A 21,804-nucleotide genomic window follows, 5' to 3' on the forward strand; every position below is an offset into this window, starting at 1 on the left:
CAGGGGGCTTGGGGTGACAAGGCCGGGATTCATGATTCTTGACATGTACCAACCAATTTCGGCCGCACAGCCACCCGCCCCGACACTCCTCGCCCCCGCACCCGGCGCCCCCGCACTCCGCGGACCTCACTCCGCGCCCCGCAACGCCTCCCCCGCCTCCCTCGCCAGGAGCCTGACGTACGCGGCGGTCCAGGCCTCGACCGTCGCCCGGTCCCACAGGTCGGTCGAGTACTCCAGGTATCCGGAGAGCACGTCGCCCGTGGGGATCAGACCGAAGTTGAACTCGGAGCGCGCGCCCGGGACCGCGAGGTCCTCGACCGCCGTCGTCACGCCCGGCAGGTCGACCTCCGTCTCCAGCGAGCTCTGGTACTGGAAACCCAGCGGCAGCCGGTCCGGCACCTCCGAGCCCAGCGCGGCGCTCAGGTCCGCCGCCATCGCGCGCAGCGGCGTCGCGTGGTCCATGGCCCCGACCGCGCTGCGCGCCAGCTGGTCCACCAGCTCCCCGAACGACACCGCCGCACCGCCCCGGGCCCGCAGCGTGAACGACGACACCGTGCAGGCGGCGAGCGCCTCGAACTCGCGCCGCTCGCGGTTGGCGTAGGAGATGCCGAGCACGACGTCCGGCTCGTCCGCCACTTCCTCGACAAGCCGCGCGAACGCCGCCGCCGTCACCACGAAGGGCGTCGTGCGGTGCCGTCGCGCCAGCGCCTCCACATCGGCGCGCGCGGCCCGGTCCACGGTGAACAGGACCACGTCGCCCGCCCCGCTCAGCTCGGCAGGACGGGGCCTGTCCAGCGGCAGCGACGGCTCGAAGGAGGCGCCCTTCAGCTGACGCGCCCAGTAGTCGACCAGCCGGCCCTTGTCCTGCGTGCGACTCCGCTCCTGCTGCCAGCGCGCGTACTCGCCCGGCTGCGGGACGTCCGGCGACAGGCCGTGCGGGACACCCGTGGCCGCCGCCCGGTACAGCGCGGCCAGTTCGCGCAGCAGGACGCTGACGGACCAGCCGTCGCAGGCCGAGTGGTGCAGCACGAAGAGCAGCACCCAGCGGTCCCGGTCCGTGCGCAGCAGGCGCAGGACCGGGGCGAGCTCGGCGTCGACGATGTCGAAGGGCACAGCGGCCGTCTCCCCCGCGACGCGCTCCGCCTCCTCGGCGGCCCGGAGCGCCGAACCGTGCCGCGCGAACAGGTCCTCCTCCGGCAGGCCGACCGGCCGGGCCCGCAGCGCCTCCTGCCACCACTGCCCGCCGTCCTCCACGAAGCGGGTGCGCAACGCCTCGTGCCGGGCGACGAGTTGGCCGAGCGCGGTGCGCAGGGCCGGTACGTCCAGGGCTCCCGTCAGGGTGAGGCGCATCGCCACGTTGTAGATCTGCGGGCGGGGGTGGGTGCGGTGGCGCATGATGAAGGCGCCCTGCTGGGCGGTGACGGGCGCGCGGCCGAGGACGTCTGTCCCGTGCGTGTCGTCCGAGGTGCCCGTCCCTTCCTGCGCGCCGTTCCCGCCCATGAGGTACGCCGCCATCGCCCGCAGCGTGGGCTCCTCGTAGAAGCGCGCGACGGGGTACTCGGTGCCGAACTCCTCGCGCACGCCGTTCGCGAGGCGGATCGCCGTGATGGAGTGGCCGCCCAGGTCGAAGAAGGAGGCATCGGCGGCGATCTCCGTCACGTCCACCTCGAACTCCTGGGCCCAGAGCCGCCTCAGGCGCGCCTCGACGTCACTCGCCGGAGCGTGCGCCCGCGGCGCGGGTGCGGCCGGGGTGGTGGGACCCGTGGGGGCGGTGACGAGGGCGGGCTCGGGCAGCGCGGTCCGGTCCAGCTTGCCGTTGGCGGACAGGGGCAGCGCGGGCAGGACGGCCCAGGCGCGCGGCACCAGGTGGTCCGGCAGCCGCCCGGCGAGCTCCGCCGTCAGCCGGTCGACGAACTCCCGCTCCTGTACGCGTTGTTCGAGCGGTCCGCCGGTTCGCTCCGGCACGACGTACGCCGCGAGCCGGGCCTCGCCCCGCCGGTCCCTGCGGGCCAGGACGACGGCCTCGCCGACTCCGGCCAGACCGTTCAGCGCACGGGAGACCTCTTCGGGCTCGACGCGGAAGCCGCGTACCTTCACCTGGTCGTCGGCCCGGCCCCGGAACTCCAGCGCCCCCGCCTCGCCCCAGCACACCAGGTCACCGGTGCGGTACATCCGCCCCCCGGTACCCCTCGGGTCGCGCACGAAGCGCTCCGCCGTCAGGTCGGGCCTGCCCAGGTACCCGGTGGCCACACCGGGGCCGCCGACGTACAGCTCCCCCACCTCGCCGGCGGGCACCTCACGGCCGCCCGCGTCGAGCACGCGGAGGGTGACGTTGTGCACGGGCCTCCCGATCGGGACCGGGACGTCGGGGCCCTCCTCGGCGCGCGGCTCCACGGTCGCGACCGTGCACAGCACCGTCACCTCGGTCGGGCCGTAGACGTTCACCGTCTCGTACGGGGCGCCGGGGCGCGGGCGGGTGCGCAGGACGTCGCCGCCCAGCAGCAGATGACGCAGCGGCGGCTGGTGCTCCCCGGGGAGCGCGAGGACCGCCTCGCCGAGCGCCGTCGGCAGGATGGAGAAGGTGATGCGCCGCTCCGCGTACCAGCGGGCCAGCGCGGCCGGGTCCTTGCGGACCGTCTCGTCGGCGACGACGACCGCGGCGCCCGCGGTCAGCGCGGGCCAGATCTCCAGCGCGGCGGCGTCGAAGCCCTGGCTGCAGACGGCGGCGCTGCGGTCGTCCGCGCTGAACCCGAACCGCTCGTGGTGCCACTGGCACAGGTCGACGACGGCTCGGTGCGGGATGGCGACGCCCTTGGGGACGCCGGTGCTGCCGGAGGTGTAGATGGCGAAGCAGAGGGACTCGGGGTCGGGTGGTGTCGTGGCCGGCCGGCTCGCGGGAGCGTCGCCCCCGCCCGTGGCGGCCATGTCGATCACCGTCGTCCCGGCCGGCGTCACCGGCCGGTGGGCCGGGCCCGCTGCGCCGTCCCGCGCCCCGTCCACCACCAGGACCCGGGCGCCGCTCTCCACGAGGATCGCCTCGGCCCGCGCCCTGCCCTGACCTGGGTCCAACGGCACATAGCCGCGGCCCGCCTTGAGGGCCGCGAGCATGGCGACGATCAGGCCGGCGCCGCGCGGCAGCCACAGCGCGACGGGGGCGGCGCCTGCGTCCGCGGCGCGCAGAGCCGCCGCGAGCCGCCGCGCGCGCTCGTCCAACTCCCGGTAGGTGAGCGTCTCTTCCTCGCTGATCACCGCTGGGCGGTCCGGGGCGACCTCGGCCCACCGTGACGCCAGGGCGTCCACGGTGCTGCCCGTCCGCTCGCGTACCGGCCCCTGCCGCCACTCTTGGGGCACCGCGTCCGGGTCCTTCGCACTCACCGCTCCCACCGCCCCCACCGCTTCGGTGAGGACGTCACGGAACGCCGTGAAAAGCGCGTCGACCGTCGGCTCGTCGAAGAGGTCGGTGCTGTACTCCAGGTGGCAGCGGATGCCGTCGGGCTGGTCGGTGAAGTACACGCTGAGGTCCGTCAGCGCCTTGTCGGGACCCGAGTCGAGCGGTGTCGACCGCACTCCGGGCAGATCGAAGCGGAAGGGGTCGTCCGTCTCGAACTCGGCGAGCGTCTGGAACACGGGCGTACGGTCGAGGGCACGCGGCGGCGCCAACTCCCGTACGACCGCCTCGAAGGGCACTCCTGCGTGGTCGTACGCGTCCAGGGCGACCCCGCGCACCCGGTCGAGGAGCGTGCCGAAGTCCGGGTCGCCCGAGAGGTCGAGGCGCAGCGCCAGGGTGTTGACGAAGAAGCCGACCACGTCCTCGTACTCGGGCGTGCGGTCGGACATCGGGGTGCCGATGACGAGGTCGTCCTGGCCGGTGACACCGCGCAGCGCGGACGCGTATCCGGCGAGCAGCGTCATGAAGAGCGTGCTGCGCCGCTCACGGCTGAACGTCCGTACGCGGTCGGAGAGTTCGGCGTCCAGCGTGCGGAACAGGGCGCGCCCCCGGGAGGTCATCACCGCGGGCCTTCGCCGGTCGGTGGGCAGCTGGAGCACCGGCAGGTCGCCGGCGAGCGCCTTCTTCCAGTACGCGAGGTCCTCGGCCGCCGCCGGGCCGCCGAGGGAGTCGAGCTGCCTGCGGGCGTGATCGGCGTAGGTGACGGTGAGGGCGGGGAGGCCGGCGGCCGGTGCGCCCGGCAGCTGTGCCCGGTAGAGGGCGGACACGTCGCGGGCCAGCACGGCGGCCGAGGCCGCGTCCATCACGATGTGGTGCAGGGACAGCACGAGGACGTGCCGCCGCTCGCCGAGCCGGACCAGGCGGGTGACGCACAGTGGCCCTTCCGCCAGGTCGAAGCGGCGCTCGCTCTCGGCCTTGAGGACGTCGGCGACGGCATCGTCCGCGCCCGCGCCGTCCACGACCTCGAAGTCGACCTCGCCCGCGGGAAGTGTGAACTGCCGTGGCTCGCCCGCCACTTCACGGAACACGGTGCGCAGCTGCTCGTGCCGCGCGGCCAGGTCGCGCAGGGCGGAGCGCAGCGCGGGGACGTCCAGCGGGCCTTCGAGCTCGATGGCCTTGGTCTCGTTGTACGCGGTGCGGCCGGGCAGCATCCGCTCCAGGAACCAGACGCGCTGCTGGCCGGGCGACAGGGGCGCGCCACCGTCGGCCACCGGTCGCGGCGCGGGGGCCGGCGGCGGCACGGCTGTCCGCGCGGGCTCGGCGGGCGCCGTCACGCACGAGCGGCGCAGGCCGTCGAAGTGGACCAGACCGGCCCGCAGCGCGGCGGGTGCGACGCCGAAGTCGACGAGGCCGACGACCTCGTCGGCACCGGCGGCCCGCACCGCGTCCACCACCGGCATGACGCTCTTGGGGCTGCCGATGAGGGCGCGCTGGTCGCAGTAGCGGTCGTAGGCACGGCGGAAGACCACGTCCAGGTCGTCCTCGGTCATCGCCGACAGGTCGACCTGGTGGCCGAGGCTGTTGGCGACGTTCCCGAACAGGGACAGCGAGGACCGCATGTACCGCGCCAGCGGCTCGCGCGCCTCCTCGCGGGCCGTCGCGTGGTCCTCGGCGAGGTAGGTGTGCAGCAGCACGGCCACGTGCCCCGCGTCCGGGTCGAGACCGCAAGCGGCGCGCGTGCGGCGGTAGAGCGCGACGTTGTCGCGGAGCTGCTCCACGCTCTGGGTCATCAGGTTGGTGACGATGCCCAGGTCGTGGCGGGCGGCGAGCTCGTACGAAGCGGGGTTGCCGACGACGGCCGTGTACATCGGCGGGGCGTCCTGGACGGGCCGCGGGAACAGCCGCAGGTCGCTCTCGCCCTTGCCGGTGGTGCGGCGCACGGACTCGCCGCGCCACAACTGCCGGACCTGCTCGACCTGTTCGTACATCAGCTCCTTGTGGGAGCCGAAGCGCTCCGGGAAGAAGGCGAAGTCGTTGGCGTGCCAGCCGCTCGCGCAGCCGATGCCGATCCGGCCGCCGGAGAGGTTGTCGACCATCGACCACTCTTCGGCGACGCGGATGGGGTCGTGCAGCGGCAGCACGACGGAGCCCGCGTTGATACGGATGCGTCCGGTCTCGCGGGCGAGCGCGGCGGCGAGCACGACGGGGTTGGGGAACAGGCCGCCGAAGGAGTGGAAGTGCCGCTCGGGGATCCACAGGGAGTGGAAACCGTTGCGGTCGGCGAACCGGGCCGTCTCCAGGAGGTGGTCGTACTTGCCGTGCCGCGGTGCGTCCTCGTCCTGCGGGTAGTCACCGAAGAAGTAGACGCCGAAGTCGAGGTGGCGGGCGGGAGCCCGGTCCGCCGACGACCGGACCGTGGCCGCACTGTTCCACGCCATGGCCTGCGGCCTGGCCACGGGAGCGGGAGCGGTGACAGGGGCGGGAGCGGCAGTGGAGACGGGGGCGGGGGCGGGAGTGGTGACGGGGGCGGGCTTCGGCCTCGGGCTCCCCAGGGGGAATCCCGCGCCGCGCAGCTCCCGCAGCGAGTCCTGCACCGCGTCGACGATGAACTCGACGTCACTGTCGGTGTGTTCGGTGGAGAGGAAGAAGTTTCGCCACTCCCACACGTGCACGCCGCGCAGCATCAGGTGGTGGTAGAGGAGCTCCATGTCCGCACGGTGCTCGAAGCGGAACATCGAGCCGAAGTGGCTCATGCTCAGGGCGAACCCCTCGGCCTCGAAGAAGGCGTTGAGGGTGGCCGCGAGCTCGTCGGTACGGGCGTTCAGGCGGTCCTGGAGCCGTGGGCTGTGCTCCTTGAGGTGGGTCAGTACGGCGCGGGTGGCGACCATCGACACCGGGTGCTGGATGTAGGTGCCGCCGAAGAACGTGGTGTCGGCCGCCGGATAGCTGTCGTCCCCGTAGCTCCAGTGCCCGCCGTCGATGCCGTCCATGATGTCGGCGCGGCCCGCGATGGCCCCGATGGGGAAGCCGCCGCCCAGCAGCTTGCCGTACGTGGCCAGGTCGGGCGTGACGCCGTAGAGCTCCTGGGCGCCGCGCGGCGCGGGCCGGAAGCCGGTCAGCATCTCGTCGAAGAGCAGCACGATGCCGTGGCGCCGGGTCAGTTCGCGCAGCCGGCGCACGAACTCGGCGGGCCGCAGCGACGGGTGGCGGCTCTGCACCGGCTCCACGACGACCGCCGCGATGTCGGCGGCCTGCTGCTCGATGACGGCCAGGCTCTCCTCGCTGCCGTAGGGCAGCACGAGCAGGTCGGCGACGGCGTTCTGCGGCACGCCCGCGGACATCGGCACGGTGGTGAGGCCCTCGCCGCCGGTGCGCGGGGAGCGGCCGAGGACGTTGTCGTTGTGGCCGTGGTAGGCGCCCTCGAAGGTGATGATGCGGGAGCGTCCGGTGGCGGCGCGGGCGAGCCGGATGGCCGCGGAGTTCGCCTCCGTACCGGAGTTGGCGAAGGCGACGCGCTCCATGCCGGTCAGCTCGGCGAGGAGCTCGGCGGCCTCGCCGGTCTCCACATTGCGCGGGCCGAGCTGGATGCCGCGCGAGAGGTGCTCGCGGACCGCCTCGGTGACGAAGGCGGGCTCGTGGCCGAAGAGCAGCACGCCGAAGCCCATGGTGATGTCGACGTACCGGTTGCCGTCGATGTCCTCGAGCCACGAACCGCGCGCCCGCCGCCCCGCGATGGGGTACAGCATCTCCTTCGTGCTGCTGCGGAAGCCGACCGCGGCCCGGCTGTCGGCCAGCACCCGGCGGTAGCGCTGGGCGATGCTCTTCGACGTGGGCGTCTTGGCGGTGTAGCGGCGCACCAGGTCGTCGAGGTGGTCCCGCTGGGTGTCGGAGGCGTTGCCGCGGAGCATGCCGGAGCCGCGGGCGACTTCCAGGCGTGGCCCGTGCTGGGCCGGCCTCGGGGCCTGGACCTCGGCAGAGCTCTGGGCGGAGTCCTGGGCGGAGTCCTGGGCGGAGTCCTGGGCAGCCGCCTGGTCCGAGGCGGCCTGCGCCGGTACGCCCAGCTGTTCCGTGATGCGCCGCGAGAGCTCGGCCATCGCGGCGAGGTCCGCGTCGACCGCGGCGGAGGCGGAGCGGTCCGCGCCGCCGTCGGCGGTACGGCCGAAGGATTCGGTCGCGGTCACCGGCCCGCCCTCCCGTCGACGGGCGCGTGGGCGCCCTGCGTCACCTGCGCGACCTGCGAGGTCTGCGCGGCCAGCAACTGCGAGAGCTGGCCCATCAGTTGGAGCTGCATCTGGGAGAGCTGACGCACCTGCCGTACGAGGTCGTCGACCTCACGGCGGGTGGCGTACTCGACGGGGCCGGCGGCCGGGGCCGGAGCGGGCTCGGGAACCGACGGCACGGAGGCCACCGACGGAGCGGGAGAGACGGCAGGAACAGGAGGAACAGCAGGAACAGAAGAGACCGGGGAAGCCGGCGAGACCGGCGGAGCCGCAGGAGCAGCGGCGACCGCCGGCGCGGCCGTCGCCGGAGCCGGAGCCGGGGCTGGCGCCGTCGCCGGAGCCGAGGGGACCGCCCCCGCACCACCCCGCATCTTCCCCGCGATGATCAGCGCGAGCCCCTTCGCCGTGCCCGCCTCCTCGAAGAGCTCCCGCATCGACACCTTGACCCGGTGCTCCTCCTCCAGTTCCCGCAGCACGCCGATCATCTGCAGCGAGTCCGCGCCGAGGTCGAAGAAGGACGCGTCCTCGGCTATCTCGCTCGTGTCATAGCTGAGGTGCTTCGCGGTGACCTTGATGATGTGCTGGAGCACACGCTCGACCACTGCCCGGTCTGCCTCGTCCTGTGCCACTTCCGCCCCATCCCTTGCTGCTTGTACGGGTTGTTCGGGTTGTACGGGTTCCACGGGCCGGGGAAGGTGGTTCTCCGGCCCTGTCCAGTAGTCCTTGTGCTGGAATCGGTATCCGGGCAGCGGGATCCTGCGGCCCGCCCCGCCCATGAAGGTCCGCCAGTCGACCGGCGCCCCGGCCCGGTACAGCCCGGCGGCCGCGTCCCACAGCGGCGCGAGCCCGGCGCCGCGCCGCAGCGTCGGATGTGCCGCCCGGTCCGGCAGGCCCCGGCGCGCCAGGCCGCTGAGCGTCGTGTGCGGGCCGATCTCCACCAGCGTGCCCACGTCGGCGTGCGCCGCCCCCAGCTCCCGCAGCACGTCGGCGAAGCGCACCGGCTCACGCGCCTGCCGTACGAGCCAGTCGGCGTCCGGGACCCAGCCGGCCGCTCGGGTGCGCCCGTCCAGGCCGCTCACGAACGGCACCTCGCACGGCTCGAGCGCCACTTGGGCGACCAGTTCGCGCAGGCCGTCCAGGACCGGGTCCATGAGCGCGGTGTGGAAGGCCTGGCGCACCGGGAGCGCGCGCGCCGGTATGCCGCGCTCGGCCAGCAGCTCCGTCAGCCGCTCCATGGCGGCGGCCGGGCCCGCGAGGACCTGGCTGTCCTCGGCGTTGGCGACGGCGAGCTCCACGCCCGACACCTCCGCGGCCAGCTTCCGTGCGGTCCGCTCGTCCGTGGGGACCGCGGTCATCGCGCCCGGAGCGCACAGCCGCCGCATGAGCAGGCCGCGCCCCGCCGTCAGGCGCAGCCCGTCCTCGGCGGACAGCGCGCCCGCCGCGTGCAGCGCGCCGTACTCCCCCACGCTGTGCCCGGCCACCACGGCCGGCGCGATGCCCGCCTCGCGCCACAGCCGGACGAGGGCGCACTGCAGCGCGAAGAGCGCGGGCTGCGCCACGCCGGTGTCCCACACCTGCCCGTCCGCCTCGCCGTCCCCGGTGCCGAGCAGCGGGCCGAGGAGGCTGTCGCCGCCGCTGAGGGCGGCGTACTGCCGCTCACTGGCGTCCAGGGCCTCACGTACGAGGGGAAAGCGCTCGTACAGGGCGCGGGCCGCACCCCGGTGGAGGCTGCCCTGCCCCGTGAAGAGGAACCCGGTGCCGATCGCCGTGCCGTGGCCCGCGCCGTGCGGCCGCGGTGACGCCAGCCAGTCGTCGAGGGCGCCGGTGAGCGCGGCCACCGTGTCGCCCCGCAGCGCGAGCCGGTGCCTGCGGTGGGCGCGGCCGACGGCCAGCGTGCTCACGAGGTCGGCGACGTCGGTCCGCGGGTGGGCGCGCAAGTGGTCGCGCAGGGCTTCGGCGTTGTCGGCGAGGGCGGTCTCCGTGTGGCCCGAGACCGTCAGGACGTTCGGGGGAAGCGGGGCACCCGCGGGGCGGGGCGCGGGATCGGGGGCCTGTTCCAGCACGACGTGCACATTGGTGCCGCCGACGCCGAAGGAACTGACGCAGGCCCGGCGCGGCCCGGCGCCGTCCGGCCACGGGCGGGCGGTGTCGGGGATGTAGAACGGGCTGGCTTCGAGGTCGAGGGCGGGGTTGGGGCGGCGGAAGTTGGCCATCGGCGGGATGACGCCGTGCCGCAGGACGAGGAGGGCCTTGACGAGGCTCGCCAGGCCCGAGCACACGTCGAGGTGGCCGATGTTGGCCTTCACCGAACCGAGCGCGCAGTAGCCCGTGCGGTCGGTGTCGGCGCGGAACGCGGCGGTGGCGCCCGCGAACTCGATCGGGTCCCCCTTGAACGTGCCGGTCCCGTGCGTCTCCAGGTATCCGACGGTGCCCGCGTCGACTCCCGCCCGTCGCAGGGCGCGGCGGATCGCTCCCCGCTGGCCGTCCGCGCTGGGCGCCGCGAACGCCTTCTTGTCCGCGCCGTCGTTGTTGACGCCCCAGCCCCGGACGACGCCGTGGATGTGGTCACCGTCGGCGACGGCTCTGTCGAGGCGCTTGAGCACCACCGCGACGACGCCGGTGCCGCCGACGGTCCCGTCCGCGTCGGCGTCGAAGGGCCGCAGGAAGCCGCTCTTGGAGAGGATGGAGCCCTTGACGTACTGGTAGCCGAGGACCTGCGGCACGTGGAGGGCGGTGGCCCCGGCGACAGCGATGTCGCACTCGCCCGCGACCACGGACTGCGCGGCGAGGTACACCGCGGTGAGCGAACTGGAGCACGCCGTCTGGACGTTGACCGCCGGTCCTGTCAGGCCGAGCCGGTAGGCGGCGCGGTTGGCGGTGAAGTCGGTGAAGTTGCCGACGGTGACCTGGAGTCCGGCGACCCAGTCGGGGATGTCGCCCTTGAGGACGTTGTTCTGCAGGTACGTCTGGAGGGAGTAGAGGTGGTAGCCGGTGCTGGCGTACACCCCGACGCCGCTGCCGTCGCGCTCCTCCCCCGCGGTGCCCGCGTACCCGGCGTTCTCCAGCGCGTGGTGGACGCACTCCAGGAAGAGCCGGTGCTGCGGGTCGGTGATCCGGGCCTCGTGGGCGCTCATCCCGAAGAAGCCCGCGTCGAAGCCCGCGATGCCGTCGAGGACTCCGCTCGCCCCGACGAACTCCTCGGCGCGGTACTGCTCCTCGGGTATCCCCGCGGCGTCGAGCTCGGCCTCGGTGAAGCGCCGGATGCGGTCGGCGCCGTCGCGGATCGTGCGCCAGAACTCCTCCGGGGTGTCCGCGCCGGGCAGCCGGAAGGACAGGCCGACGACGGCCACGGCGTCGCGGGCGTCGGCGGTCATCGGGCCTCACTCTCACGTTCCACGGGGCTCTCGCCCTTCCGGAGCGACGCCTGCCGCCCCTGCTCCGCCGGGACGTCCTGCTCCGGCAAGGCGTCCTGCTCCGCCGATGCGTCCCGCGCGACCCCCGCGGGCGCGACCGCCGCCGCCCGCCGTCCCTGCCGCACCAGCGCGACGAACATCCCGACGCACAGCACGATCGCCAACCCGTGCAGCAGGCCCACCACCTGGAACGGCGAGAAGTGGTCCAGGAGCGCGCCGCTGACCAGCATCCCCAGGCCGAAGCCGGTGTTCTCGACCGACGCGGAAAGCCCGAAGAGCCGGCCGCGCTGCTCGTCGGGGGCCGCCTGGAGACGGGTGACGTAGGCGATCTCGGTGAGACCGTCGGCCATGCCGGCGACCAGGGCGGCGGCGACCGCGAAGCCCGTGGGGAGTCCGGCGAAGACGACGATGAACGCGGCCGACATCACACAGGCCCCGATCGCGAAGGCCCGCTCCCCGGGCCCCTGCCGCCCGCCGCGCCCGGCCCACCGCCCGCACACCTGCTGCATGACGATGTTGCCGATGGCCCACGTGGCCCAGAACTGGCTGACGAACGTGGCCGGATGGGACGGGTCGAGGTCGCTGGAGTAGACCGGCAGGGCCACGTTGTGGGACGAGGAGCCGAGGCCGTCGGCGGCCCGGAGGGCGATCATGAGGGCGAGGACGGGAGCGGCGCGCAGCAGCAGAAGCGCACCGGCACCGCGCCGGTCCGCCTCGGCGGCGGCCTTCTCCGCACGCTCCCCGCCCCCCTTGGCGGCACCCTCCCCGGCCTCCCCGGCGGCCCTCGTCCGGATGGGCAGCGAGAGCAGCACGCACGCGGAGACCGCGAAGGTGGCGGCGTCCAGGGAGATCGCGGCGACGTACCCCAGTTCCGCGACGAGCACGCCCGCGGAGGCGAATCCCGCGATCATCGCGAGCGAACGTCCGGTGGCGAGGAGGGAATTGGCGCGCATCCGCAGCTCGCCCCCGACGATCTCCGGGATGCTGCTGCGCAGCGCGACACCGGACAGGGTCGAGCAGAATCCGGTCACGACGGCCAGCACGTACAGAAGCCCCGCCCGTCCCCCGTCGGGAGCGATCAGCAGCGCTATCATGGCGGCGCACTGCGTCAGATCGGCGCCGACCATCAACCTCTTGCGGTCGTACGCCGAGACCAGCCGTCCGCTCACAAAGCCGGATACGACGCTGGTCAACAGCCGTACGGCCATGAAGAGTCCGGCCGCGAGGGCGCTGTCGGTCACCTCGTAGATGAAGACGTTGAGGGCGACCATGTTCAGGTAACTGCCGTACGCCGAGACGCCGTTCCCCACGACGAGCAGGCGAAAGTGCCGCAAGCGTTCCCCCCTGGTCCGCGCCGGGCTGCCATTCGGATCGTGCACGGCTGTGCTCAGCCGAGACCGCCTTCACACTCACCCGACCCGAAGCGCGCCTACAGTCACCCGAATTGGGGACTTGACACATTCGAACGCGCTCAGTAGCTACGCATTTCCCCTGGGTACGCGGGGATTCCTTTCTGTTTCTTCACGACCGTGGTTAGATCACGAGGCGGCTACAGCCGCCGTACGTGTTGACAGTCCCTCCCGGAGGGAAGATGCCAGTAGACAGCCGCCCGCAGAACGCACCGGCGTTGTCCCACAGGGAGCGTCAGGTGTTGGCCCACATCGCGGCAGGCCTCTCGCACAAGCAGGTCGCCAGGCGTCTGGGCATCAGCGTGCACACCGTGAGCACGTATCTGCGCCGCATCCGCAGCAAGCGCACCGCGCCCACGGTGGCCCATCTGATCCATCTGAGCCTGACAGAGGACTGTTGACGCGGCCCCTCAGCCGCCGCGCCGCGTCCGCGCCGCCTTGCGGGCCTCCGCGAGCTTGCGGGCCTCGGCGGACTTCCGCGACGACTTGCCGCCCGTACCGCGGGAGGCGTCCTTGCTGCTGCCCAGGCCGCGGAAGGGCGTGTTGACGTTCTTGGGGCGGTCGGCCGCGGGGCCGCCGTCGAGCGGGGTGCCGGAGGGGGCCTTCGCGCCGGTGATCCGGCTCAGCTCCGCCTCGCCCGAACGCACCTTGGTGGTCGTGGGCTCGATGCCCGCCTCGGCCATCAGCCGGCTCGTCTCACGGCGCTGACCGGACAGGACGAGGGTGACGACGCGGCCGGTCTCGCCGGCCCGCGCCGTGCGGCCGGCCCGGTGCACGTAGTCCTTGGGGTCGGTCGGCGGGTCGACGTTGACCACCAGGTCGAGGTCGTCGACGTGCAGGCCTCGGGCGGCGACGTTGGTCGCCACCAGGACGGTGACGTGGCCGTCCTTGAACTGCGCGAGCGTACGGCTGCGCTGCGGCTGGGACTTGCCGCTGTGCAGCGCCGCCGCGTGCACCCCGTTGGCCCGCAGGTGCCGGGTGAGCTGGTCGACGGCGTGCTTGGTGTCCAGGAAGAGCAGGACGCGGCCGTCGCGGGCGGCGATCTCCGTGGCGACGGCGTACCGGTCGGGGCCGTGGACGACCAGGACGTGGTGGTCCATCGTGGTGACCGCGCCCGCGGACGGGTCGACCGAGTGGACGACGGGGTCGTGCAGGTAGTCGTTGACGAGCTGGTCGACGTCACGGTCCAGGGTCGCCGAGAACAGCATCCGCTGGCCGTCCGGGTGCACCTGGTCGAGCGCCTCGGTGACCTGCGGCAGGAAGCCCATGTCGCACATCTGGTCGGCCTCGTCGAGCACGGTGATCCGGACCCGGCCCAGGCGACAGGCCTTGCGTTCGATGAGGTCGTGCAGTCGGCCGGGGGTGGCGACGACGACCTCGGCGCCGTCGCGCAGCGCCGCGATCTGGCGGCCGATCGAGATGCCGCCCACGACCGTGGCCATCCGCAGCCGCAGCGCCTCGGCGTACGGCGCGAGCGCCTCGGTGACCTGCTGGGCCAGCTCCCTGGTCGGCACGAGGACCAGCGCGAGGGGCTGCTTCGGCTCCGCGCGCCGCCCGGCCGTCCGGGCGAGCAGCGCCAGGCCGAAGGCGAGGGTCTTGCCCGATCCGGTGCGCCCGCGCCCGAGGACGTCGCGCCCCGCGAGGGCGTTGGGCAGGGTGGCGGCCTGGATCGGGAACGGCTCGCGCACCGCCAGCTCGGCGAGCGTGCGCAGCACGGCCGGTGGCAGGTCGAGCTCGGTGAAGGAGGCGACCGGGGGCAGCGCGGGCGAGGAGTCCGCCGGGGCCCCGTCGTGCGCGGGCTCGTCCTGGTCCTGGTTCCGGCCTTGGTCCTGGTGGTTCATGTCGGGCCTTCCGAAGGGGTACGTACCGAGGAAGGGCCCGGCAGGTATCGACCGTATCGACCCCACAGGCGCGGGCCGGGGTGGAGATCCGCTCCGGCCGGGGCCGGAGCGGGTGGGGCAGACGAGCCGGGCTGTACGCCGGGTTCTGTACCGCGGGTCCTCGCGGACGTCGCGGTGACGGCCATCCATCTAGGGCCGGCATTGCTGCCGGCCTCGTGCGGTCTACCCGCGGACTCGGGCGGGCAGCCCTCGATCGTCCGCGCAGAACCGCCCCTTTTCGCAAAGCGGCGCTTCCTTTTGACCTTGCTCCAGGTGGGGTTTACCTAGCCGCCTGAGTCACCTCAGGCGCTGGTGGTCTCTTACACCACCGTTTCACCCTTACCGGGGGCCGTACGGATACGGTCTCCGGCGGTCTGTTCTCTGTGGCACTGTCCCGCGGGTCACCCCGGGTGGCCGTTAGCCACCACCTTGCCCTGTGGAGCCCGGACGTTCCTCGGGAAGGGCCCCCGAAGGGGTCTTCACGCGGCCGCCCGCCCGGCTCGTCTGCCGTGCCGACCATGTTACCCGCCGGGTCCGGGGACGCGTCGCCGCGGCCGCGGTCGCCAGGAAGGAGCCGGCGAGGATCAGGCCGAAGGCCGCCACGACGCCCGCCGTCAGCGGCTCGGCGAGGAAGGCGACGCCCGCCGCCACCGCCACGGCCGGATTGACGTAGGTGAAGACGACCGCGCGGGTGGGGCCCGCCTCCCTGATCAGTTCGAGGAAGACGACGAAGGCCAGGGCCGTGCAGATGACGCCGAGGCCCGCGAGCGATGCCAGCGTCCCGGCGTCGGGCACGGCCGCGGGCCGGGACGCGACCGCGGCGGGGGCGTAGACCAGGGCGGCCAGGGTCAGGCAGGGCGCGATCAGCTGCAGGGTCGGGACGTCACGGAGGTGGCGGGCCACGATCAGCGGGGCGACGGCGTAGCCGAGCGCGGTGAGCATGACCTCGGTGAGGGACCAGGCGTCACCGCCCGTCAGGTGGGGCACGGTCAGCACGGCGACGCCCGCGAGCCCCAGGCCCAGGCCGGTGAGGCGGCGCGCGCCGAGGCGTTCGGTGTCGCCGAAGCGGGCGACGAGCGCGCCGATGATCGGGACGGCGGCGATGAGGAGTCCGGCGGTGGAGCTGGAGAGGTGGCGTTCGGCGTCGGTCAGGGTCCACCACGGACCCAGGATCTCCACGCAGGCGAAGGCCAGCATGGGGCGCCAGTGCGTCCTCAGTACGCGGGTCAGTCTTCCTTGGCGTACGGCGAAGGGAAGCAGGAGCGCCGCGCCCAGCGCACAGCGCGCGAAGACCACCGCCGAGGGCGGGAGACCGCTGTCGACCGCCACTTTGATCATGAAGTAGGGGATGCCCCACAGGACACCCATGAGCGAGAAGAGGAACCAGGCGCGTGCCGTCATGGGCGCAGTCTCGGCCGCGCCGGCGACGGGCGTCTTGAACGCTGTTGCGGAACGGGGCCCGCGGAGTGGGAGCGGAGTGAGATCCGGGAAGTGCGATCCGGGAAACGAGGCCTGCGGAGTGAGACCTGTGGAACAAGGTCGTCCCGTACGTCCAGGACCGGCCCGAACCCCCTGCGCGCTCCGTACAACCAGCTCCGCCCTTCGGGGGTCAGACCAGATGCCCCACACTCCGTCGACCGAGGGGGAGCGACCGTGCCACACCGCCGCCGCATCCTGACCTACGCCATCGCGACCGCCGCCGCGACCGCCGCCGGGTTCGCGCTCCCGTCCGGCAGCGCCGCCGCCGCGCCCCGCGCCGCCACGAGCGACTTCAACGGGGACGGCTACGCGGACCTCGCCGTCGGCGTCCCGGACGGGACCGTCGGCGGGCACGCGGCGGCCGGGTACGTGAACGTGGTCTGGGGCGGCCCGAAGGGCGTCGGCGCCCACGGCGGCATCCGCGTCACCCAGGCCACGCCCGAGGTCCCCGGCACCCCGGAGGCGGGCGACCGCTTCGGCGCGTCCGTGGACCTGGTGGACCTCAACGGCGACGGCATCGCCGAGCTCCTCGCCGGTGCCCCCGGCGAGGACGTCACCGACCGGGGCACGGACGCGGGCCTGGTCACCGTCGTGGGCGGCTCCAGGACCGGGCCGGGGCCGGGGTCGAACGTCCTGACCGGGCCCTCCCCCTCGGCCGCGTACGGAAAGTCGGTCACCGCGGCCGACATGACCGGCGGCGCGAACAAGGTGATCGTGATCGGCGGCACGGACAAGGTCGTCGCCCGTGTCATCCAGGGCGAGGACAGCATGATCACCACCGTCGTCGCCGCCCCCATGGGCGGCCGCGCCCCCGTCCTGGCCACCGGCGACTTCGACAACGACGGCCGCGACGACCTGGCCGTGGCGTACTGGACGGCGGGCGACCCCAGCACGCAGTCCCACGTGCGCCTGTGGAAGTGGGACGCCGACGGGTCCGCGATGGCCAACTTCTGGAACACGGACAACGCCGGCGTGAGCGCCCTGGCCGCCGGCGACTTCGACGGCGACGGCCGCGACGACCTGGCGCTCGGCGAGTGCCGTGAGATCGCCGACGAGAACATCGACGACCCGTGCGGCCCCGAGGAGCTCGCCGAGGGCGGCGGCATCCACGTCCACTACAGCAGCCCCACGGGCAGCCCGTTCGGCCGCGCCCAGACGCTCAACCAGGACACGGCGGGCGTCCCCGGAGTGGCCGAGAAGGGTGACCGCTTCGGATCCGCCCTCGCCGTCGCCGACGTCAATCGCGACGGCCGCGACGACCTGATCGCGGGCGCGCCCGGAGAGGCCGTCGGGAGCAAGGCGGGGGCGGGCGCGGCCTGGCTGCTCCGCGGCGGCGCGCGGGGCCTGCTCGACACGGGCGGCGCGGCCCGTTCCGTCGCCTGGAACCAGGACACGCCCGGCGTCCCCGGCGTCGCCGAGGCGGGCGACGCGTTCGGCGCGGCGGTCGCCACGGGCCGCTACGACACGGGCGCCACACCGGACGTCACGGTCGGATCCCCCGGCGAGAACACCTCCCTGGGCGCCGCCTGGCTCCTGCCCAACGGCTCGGCCAGCGGCTCGACGGCCTTCTCGCCCCGCACCCTGAACCTCCCGTACCTCTCCACGGCCCACCAGTACGGCAAGCCGCTGAACAGCCGCTGAGAGCGGGCGCCATCACCCCGCAGGCCCGGACCCGCGAGGCACGACGCTGTCCCGGTACGCCGCCGGGGTCACCCCCAGCACCCTGCGGAACCAGCGCGTGAGGTGCGCCTGGTCCGCGAAGCCCACCAGGGCGGCCGCCTCCGCGGGGCGCAGACCCGCCTCCAGGTGGGCGCGGGCGCGCGTCACGCGGTGCTGGGCGAGCCAGGCGTAGGGCGGCATCCCCGTCGACGTACGGAAGGCGCGCAGCAGCTGGTAGCGGGAGAGGCCGAGGGGCGCCGCGAGTTCGGCGAGGGTGGGCGGGGCCAGGAGCTCGTCGGCGAGGCGGTCGCGCACGGCACGGGCGAGGTGGCCCGCGCCGGGGACGCAGTCGCTGAGGGGCCGGGCGGTGCCGTGTCTGCGGGCGAGGGCGGCGAGCAGCCACGGGATCCGCGACTCGGCCTCCAACGGGTCGGCGTGCGCGCTCAGTTCGGTGTGCGCGGCGCGCAGGGCGACGGCCAGTTCGGGGTCGTCCATCACCGGGTCGCGGAAGTGCGGCAGGGTCGCGGTGCCCTCGGCGAGGAGGGGCAGCGCCGGGTACATGGCGCGGTAGGCGTAGCCGCCGGGCGAGCCGGGGCCGCCGGTGTGCACCTCGCCGGGGGCCAGGACGACGATGGAACCGGGCCCGATGTGGAGCCGCCCGCCCCGGTAGTCGATGATCTCGGAGCCGCCGACACAGACTCCGACGGCGAACTCCTCGTGGTAGTGCGGGGCGTAGCGGTGCCGGTCGAAGCGCGCGGTCAGCAGGTCCAGGGTCCGCCCGCACGGGCCGAGCGGGGTCCGGGTCCACAGCGCCTGCTCGCGGGGGCGCCGCGGTGCCGTGGGTGCCGTGGGCGTCATCGGTGCCGTGGGTGTCATCGGTGCTGTTGGTGCCGTCGGTGCATCGCTCATGTGCCGCTCACTCCCCCGCCGCCCCGCCGTCCGGGCCGTCTCCCCGGTCCAACGCGCGCACGCCCCTCTTCCATGCCGCACCGAGATCCACGCCGTCGGGGAACCGTCCGGGGATCTGCGGGACGACCATGAGGGCGTGCCGCGCGCGTCCCGGACACGCCCGCGGGGCCACGCTTGACCTTGTCGCAGCGTCAACGTTTCTACTGAGGCCATGCGGATCGGAGAGCTCGCCGGCATCGTCGGCGTCACCACACGCGCCATCAGGCACTACCACCACCTGGGTCTGCTGCCGGAGCCCGAGCGGCGGCCCAACGGCTACCGCGAGTACGGGCTGCGGCACGCCGTCGCCCTGGCCCGCGTCCGGCGGCTGACCGAGCTCGGCCTCGGGCTCTCCGAGGTGCGGGACGTGCTGGCGGACGACGCGGGCCGCGAGCTCGCCGAGGTCCTCACCGAACTGGACGAGGACCTCGCCCGGCAGGAGGCCGCGATCCGCGGGCGCAGGCAGCGGCTACGGGCCCTGCTCGACGACGCGGAGCGCGGAAGGCTCTCGCCCGAGGGCCCCGTCTCCCCCGAACTGGCCGAGTTCTTCGGCGAGATGACCCGCGCGTCGGCGGGCCGCGAGGGCCCGGAGTCCGTGATGGCCGCGAAGGACCGCGAGTTCCTCGCCCTGTTCGACACGACCGCGTCGCCCCAGGACCGGGACTCCTTCCTCGCCGCGATCCGCCCCGCGCTCGGCGCGCCGGGGGCCCTGGAGCGGGCGCACGCGGTGTACGAGCGGCTCGACGCCCTCGCCGACGCCGACCTCGCGGATCCGGATACGGAGGCGGCCGTGACGGAGGCCGCGCGCACACTCGCCGACGCCCTGCCCGACTCGCTCCTGACCGAGCTGGGGTCCGAGGGCGCGCAGGCCTTCGCCGAGGGCCGCGCGGTCCGCGCCGACGGCTTCCTCGACGCCTTCTACGCCGAATTCGCACCCGCGCAGGCCGAAGCCGTGCGCCGCGCGATGGCCCTGCTCGTCCGGCGGACGACGGATGGACCGGAGGCACTGGAGGTGTCCGAGAGACCTGAGGTGCTTGAGGGGTCTGCGGGGCCTGAGGGGTCTGGGGTGTCTGCGGGACCTGAGGGGTCTGGGGAACCGGATGGATATGGCGGGAGGGCCGCGGAATGAGCAGGCTCAAGGCAGCCGTGCCGACACCTCTGCGGCGGCTCGTCGGGCACGAACTGCGGGTGTTCGTCAGCCTCGCGCTGTGGGTGACCCGGCGACGGCACGGCGTACGCGGGGCGGGTGACCTCGCCTTCGGGCACGCCCGCGACCAGGCGGCGATCATGTACGGCCTGACGTTCGTCTGCGTCGTCGAGGCGTTCGGCATGGCGGTGCTGCTGCGCGACTGGCCGACCGCCCACGCCGTGATGCTGGTCGTCGACGTCTACAGCGTGATCCTGATGCTCGGCATCCACGCCGCGTCCGTGACCCGGCCGCACGTGCTGGCGCCGGACGCGCTGCGGGTGCGCCAGGGCGCGCACCGGGACCTGCGGATACCGCTGGACCTGATCGGCGCCGCGCGCGCCGAGCGTCGGTTCACGCACGAGGCCGCCGACGGCGTGCTCGACCTGCCGGTCGCCTCGACGACCTCACTCACCCTGGAGCTGACCGGTCCCCTCACCGCCGTCGGCTTCCTGGGGAAGCGGCGCGAGGTGACGACGGTACGGCTGCACGCGGACGATCCCGAGCGGCTGTACGCGGAGCTCACCGACCGGCTGGCCGCCCGCCCCCACCCTCACGCGAGCCCTCACCCGGGTCCTCACGCGGGCCCTCACGCGGGCGCGAACTGAACGCTCGCCGTACCGGGGTCCGCCTGGGCGAGCCGTACCCGCAGCCGCTCGCCCAGCGGCAGCTTCGACGAGCCGCCGCGGATGCGGGCCACGATCGCGGGATCGGCCAACTGCACCGTCCCGACGGCCGGTTCGCCCTCCTTCACGTCCACGACCACGGCGTCGAAGATCTCGCCGACCCGCCCCTCCAGCAGCGCGGCCTCGACGATGTCGACGCACTCCCGCTCCACGGTGTTGGCGCGCCGGGTGCCCTCCGCCATCTCCTTGGGCAGCTCGTCCAGGGCTGCGAGGACCCACTGCGGGACTCCGGCGCCCGCGCAGGCCGCGACGCAGAGCTCGGAGGCGTACCGGTCGACGAGGCGGCGCAGCGGGGCCGTGCAGTGGGCGTAGGGGGCGGCGACCGCGGCGTGCGTGGTGAGCTCGGGGACCGCGCCGCCGCTGAACGCCGTGTAACCCGCGCCGCGCAGCAGCGTCGTGCACTCCTGCAGGAAGGCCGCGTGGTGCGGCTTCCTCGCGTCCAGGGAGCGGACGAGCTGCGCGTACGGCATGTGGTGGGGCCAGTCGATGTGCAGCGCCTGTGCGGTGCGCCGCAGCCGGCCGACGGCGCCGTCCGGGGCGGTGGGCAGGGTCCGCAGGATGCCCGTCCCCGAGGCGATCATGAGCTCGGCCGCGGCCATGCCGGTGAGGAGCGAGATCTGCGCGTTCCAGCCGTCGGCGGGGAGCGGGGCGCGGAAGGCCGGCTCGTACGCTCCTTCGTGCTCGACGATCTCCTGCTCGGGCACGTCGAGGGAAATGCCGCCGCGGGCGGCCTCCCGCCGCTCGCGCAGTTCGCCGATGTCCCGCAGGAGCGCGACGGGCTCCTCCGCCGTGCGCCCGTCGATGGCCTTCTGCACACCCTCGTAGTCGAGCTTCGCGCGGCTGCGGACCAGGGCGCGCCGCACGTCGGTCCGCTCCGCGCGCCCGTCCGCGTCGAGGTCGATCGTCCACAGGACCGCCGGGCAGGTCTGCCCCGGCAACAGGCTGGCCGCGCCCTCGCTCAGCGCGGTCGGGTGCAGCGGCACCTTCCCGTCCGGGAAGTAGAGGGTGGTGACGCGGCGGTGGGCCTCGGCGTCGAGCGGCCCGTCGGGCGTGACGTACGCGGCGACGTCGGCGATCGCGTACGACACCCGGAAACCGCCGGCCTCGCGCCGCGCCAGATGCATCGCCTGGTCGAGGTCGACGGACGTGGGCGGGTCGACGGTGAACAGCGGCAGGTCCGTTGCGTCGTGGTCCGGCAGCCGCGGCGAGGCGGCGGCGCGTTCCGCCTCCGCGAGGACGTCGGAGGGGAACGCGTCGGGCACGTCGAGTTTCGTACGCAGGTCACACAGCGCGGCCCGCAGCGGGGCGTCGGCTGCGGCGGTCATGCGGAGGTGACGGCGGGGCATGGACCGAGCGTAGGGCCGGGGGCGTGCCTCAGCACCTGCTGGCGTGCGCCGGGCTCGAACGGATTTCCCCTCCCCATCGCGGGGTGGCCGTCTTGCGGGTGCGGGTGCGGGTGCGGGTGCGGGTGCGGGTGCCTCGTGGCTTGTCGCGCAGTTCCCCGCGCCCCTGGTCAGGGCGGGCCCCGGTTCGCCC

General features: G+C 73.9%; 10 protein-coding genes, 1 other RNA gene and 1 pseudogene. 4 read left to right on the forward strand and 8 right to left on the reverse strand.

Going from position 1 to position 21,804, the window contains the following annotated elements:
- Window positions 1-126: 126 nt before the first annotated feature.
- Genes ACZ592_RS28735 through ACZ592_RS28745 form a run of 3 tightly spaced genes read right to left on the reverse strand, consistent with a single transcriptional unit; the run spans window position 127 to window position 12,355 of the window.
- Window positions 127-7,569, reverse strand: coding sequence for a MupA/Atu3671 family FMN-dependent luciferase-like monooxygenase (locus ACZ592_RS28735; protein ID WP_471584555.1), 7,443 nt, complete (start codon window positions 7,567-7,569; stop codon window positions 127-129).
- Window positions 7,566-10,982 (reverse strand): type I polyketide synthase, encoded by a 3,417-nt coding sequence (locus tag ACZ592_RS28740; RefSeq protein ID WP_471584556.1) that lies wholly within the window; start codon window positions 10,980-10,982, stop codon window positions 7,566-7,568. Before ACZ592_RS28740 ends, ACZ592_RS28735 begins: the two co-directional genes overlap by 4 nt.
- Window positions 10,979-12,355 (reverse strand): MFS transporter, encoded by a 1,377-nt coding sequence (locus ACZ592_RS28745; RefSeq protein WP_471584557.1) that lies wholly within the window; start codon window positions 12,353-12,355, stop codon window positions 10,979-10,981. The genes ACZ592_RS28740 and ACZ592_RS28745 overlap by 4 nt, the downstream gene beginning before the upstream one ends.
- A gap of 257 nt (window positions 12,356-12,612) precedes the next feature.
- Between ACZ592_RS28745 and ACZ592_RS28750 the strand changes: the two genes are divergently transcribed.
- Complete coding sequence (locus tag ACZ592_RS28750; protein ID WP_471584558.1) at window positions 12,613-12,831, forward strand: response regulator transcription factor; 219 nt, start codon at window positions 12,613-12,615, stop codon at window positions 12,829-12,831.
- A 9-nt stretch (window positions 12,832-12,840) separates the two neighbouring features.
- On the opposite strand, the gene ACZ592_RS28755 is transcribed toward ACZ592_RS28750, so the two are convergent.
- The 3 genes and pseudogenes from ACZ592_RS28755 to ACZ592_RS28765 all read right to left on the reverse strand — a co-directional run.
- Complete coding sequence (locus ACZ592_RS28755; protein ID WP_471584559.1) at window positions 12,841-14,271, reverse strand: DEAD/DEAH box helicase; 1,431 nt, start codon at window positions 14,269-14,271, stop codon at window positions 12,841-12,843.
- 118 nt (window positions 14,272-14,389) lie between these two features.
- Window positions 14,390-14,813: RNase P RNA component class A (gene rnpB, locus ACZ592_RS28760), an RNA gene on the reverse strand.
- 118 nt (window positions 14,814-14,931) lie between these two features.
- A pseudogene (locus ACZ592_RS28765) lies at window positions 14,932-15,711 on the reverse strand (DMT family transporter); the annotation flags it as partial.
- A gap of 252 nt (window positions 15,712-15,963) precedes the next feature.
- On the opposite strand from ACZ592_RS28765, the gene ACZ592_RS28770 reads away from it, so the two are divergent.
- A complete protein-coding gene (locus tag ACZ592_RS28770) occupies window positions 15,964-17,430 on the forward strand; it encodes an FG-GAP and VCBS repeat-containing protein (protein ID WP_471584560.1) in 1,467 nt (488 codons plus the stop codon).
- Between the two features lie 12 nt (window positions 17,431-17,442).
- Here the strand turns inward: ACZ592_RS28770 and ACZ592_RS28775 are convergent, their stop codons facing one another.
- Window positions 17,443-18,306, reverse strand: a complete 864-nt coding sequence (locus tag ACZ592_RS28775) for an AraC family transcriptional regulator (RefSeq protein WP_471584818.1) — start codon at window positions 18,304-18,306, stop codon at window positions 17,443-17,445.
- A 262-nt stretch (window positions 18,307-18,568) separates the two neighbouring features.
- On the opposite strand from ACZ592_RS28775, the gene ACZ592_RS28780 reads away from it, so the two are divergent.
- Both ACZ592_RS28780 and ACZ592_RS28785 read left to right on the forward strand, forming a co-directional pair.
- Window positions 18,569-19,525, forward strand: a complete 957-nt coding sequence (locus ACZ592_RS28780) for a MerR family transcriptional regulator (protein ID WP_471584561.1) — start codon at window positions 18,569-18,571, stop codon at window positions 19,523-19,525.
- Window positions 19,522-20,190 (forward strand): hypothetical protein, encoded by a 669-nt coding sequence (locus tag ACZ592_RS28785; protein ID WP_471584562.1) that lies wholly within the window; start codon window positions 19,522-19,524, stop codon window positions 20,188-20,190. The genes ACZ592_RS28780 and ACZ592_RS28785 overlap by 4 nt, the downstream gene beginning before the upstream one ends.
- On the opposite strand, the gene ACZ592_RS28790 is transcribed toward ACZ592_RS28785, so the two are convergent.
- Entirely contained in the window at window positions 20,172-21,614 is a 1,443-nt protein-coding gene (locus ACZ592_RS28790; protein ID WP_471584563.1) for an RNB domain-containing ribonuclease, read from the reverse strand. The two genes, ACZ592_RS28785 and ACZ592_RS28790, sit on opposite strands and share 19 nt — an antisense overlap.
- Between the last annotated feature and the right edge of the window lie 190 nt (window positions 21,615-21,804).

It is taken from the genome of Streptomyces sp. NPDC040622 (assembly GCF_055593965.1).

What these genes read in the sequence shown, in the direction of transcription:
- ACZ592_RS28740 (WP_471584556.1), bottom strand. Translation starts at nt 10,982, where the DNA reads ATGACCGCCGACGCCCGCGACGCCGTGGCCGTCGTCGGCCTGTCCTTC.
- ACZ592_RS28750 (WP_471584558.1), top strand. Translation starts at nt 12,613, where the DNA reads ATGCCAGTAGACAGCCGCCCGCAGAACGCACCGGCGTTGTCCCACAGG.
- ACZ592_RS28755 (WP_471584559.1), bottom strand. Translation starts at nt 14,271, where the DNA reads ATGAACCACCAGGACCAAGGCCGGAACCAGGACCAGGACGAGCCCGCG.
- ACZ592_RS28775 (WP_471584818.1), bottom strand. Translation starts at nt 18,306, where the DNA reads ATGACGCCCACGGCACCCACGGCACCGCGGCGCCCCCGCGAGCAGGCG.
- ACZ592_RS28780 (WP_471584561.1), top strand. Translation starts at nt 18,569, where the DNA reads ATGCGGATCGGAGAGCTCGCCGGCATCGTCGGCGTCACCACACGCGCC.
- ACZ592_RS28785 (WP_471584562.1), top strand. Translation starts at nt 19,522, where the DNA reads ATGAGCAGGCTCAAGGCAGCCGTGCCGACACCTCTGCGGCGGCTCGTC.
- ACZ592_RS28790 (WP_471584563.1), bottom strand. Translation starts at nt 21,614, where the DNA reads ATGCCCCGCCGTCACCTCCGCATGACCGCCGCAGCCGACGCCCCGCTG.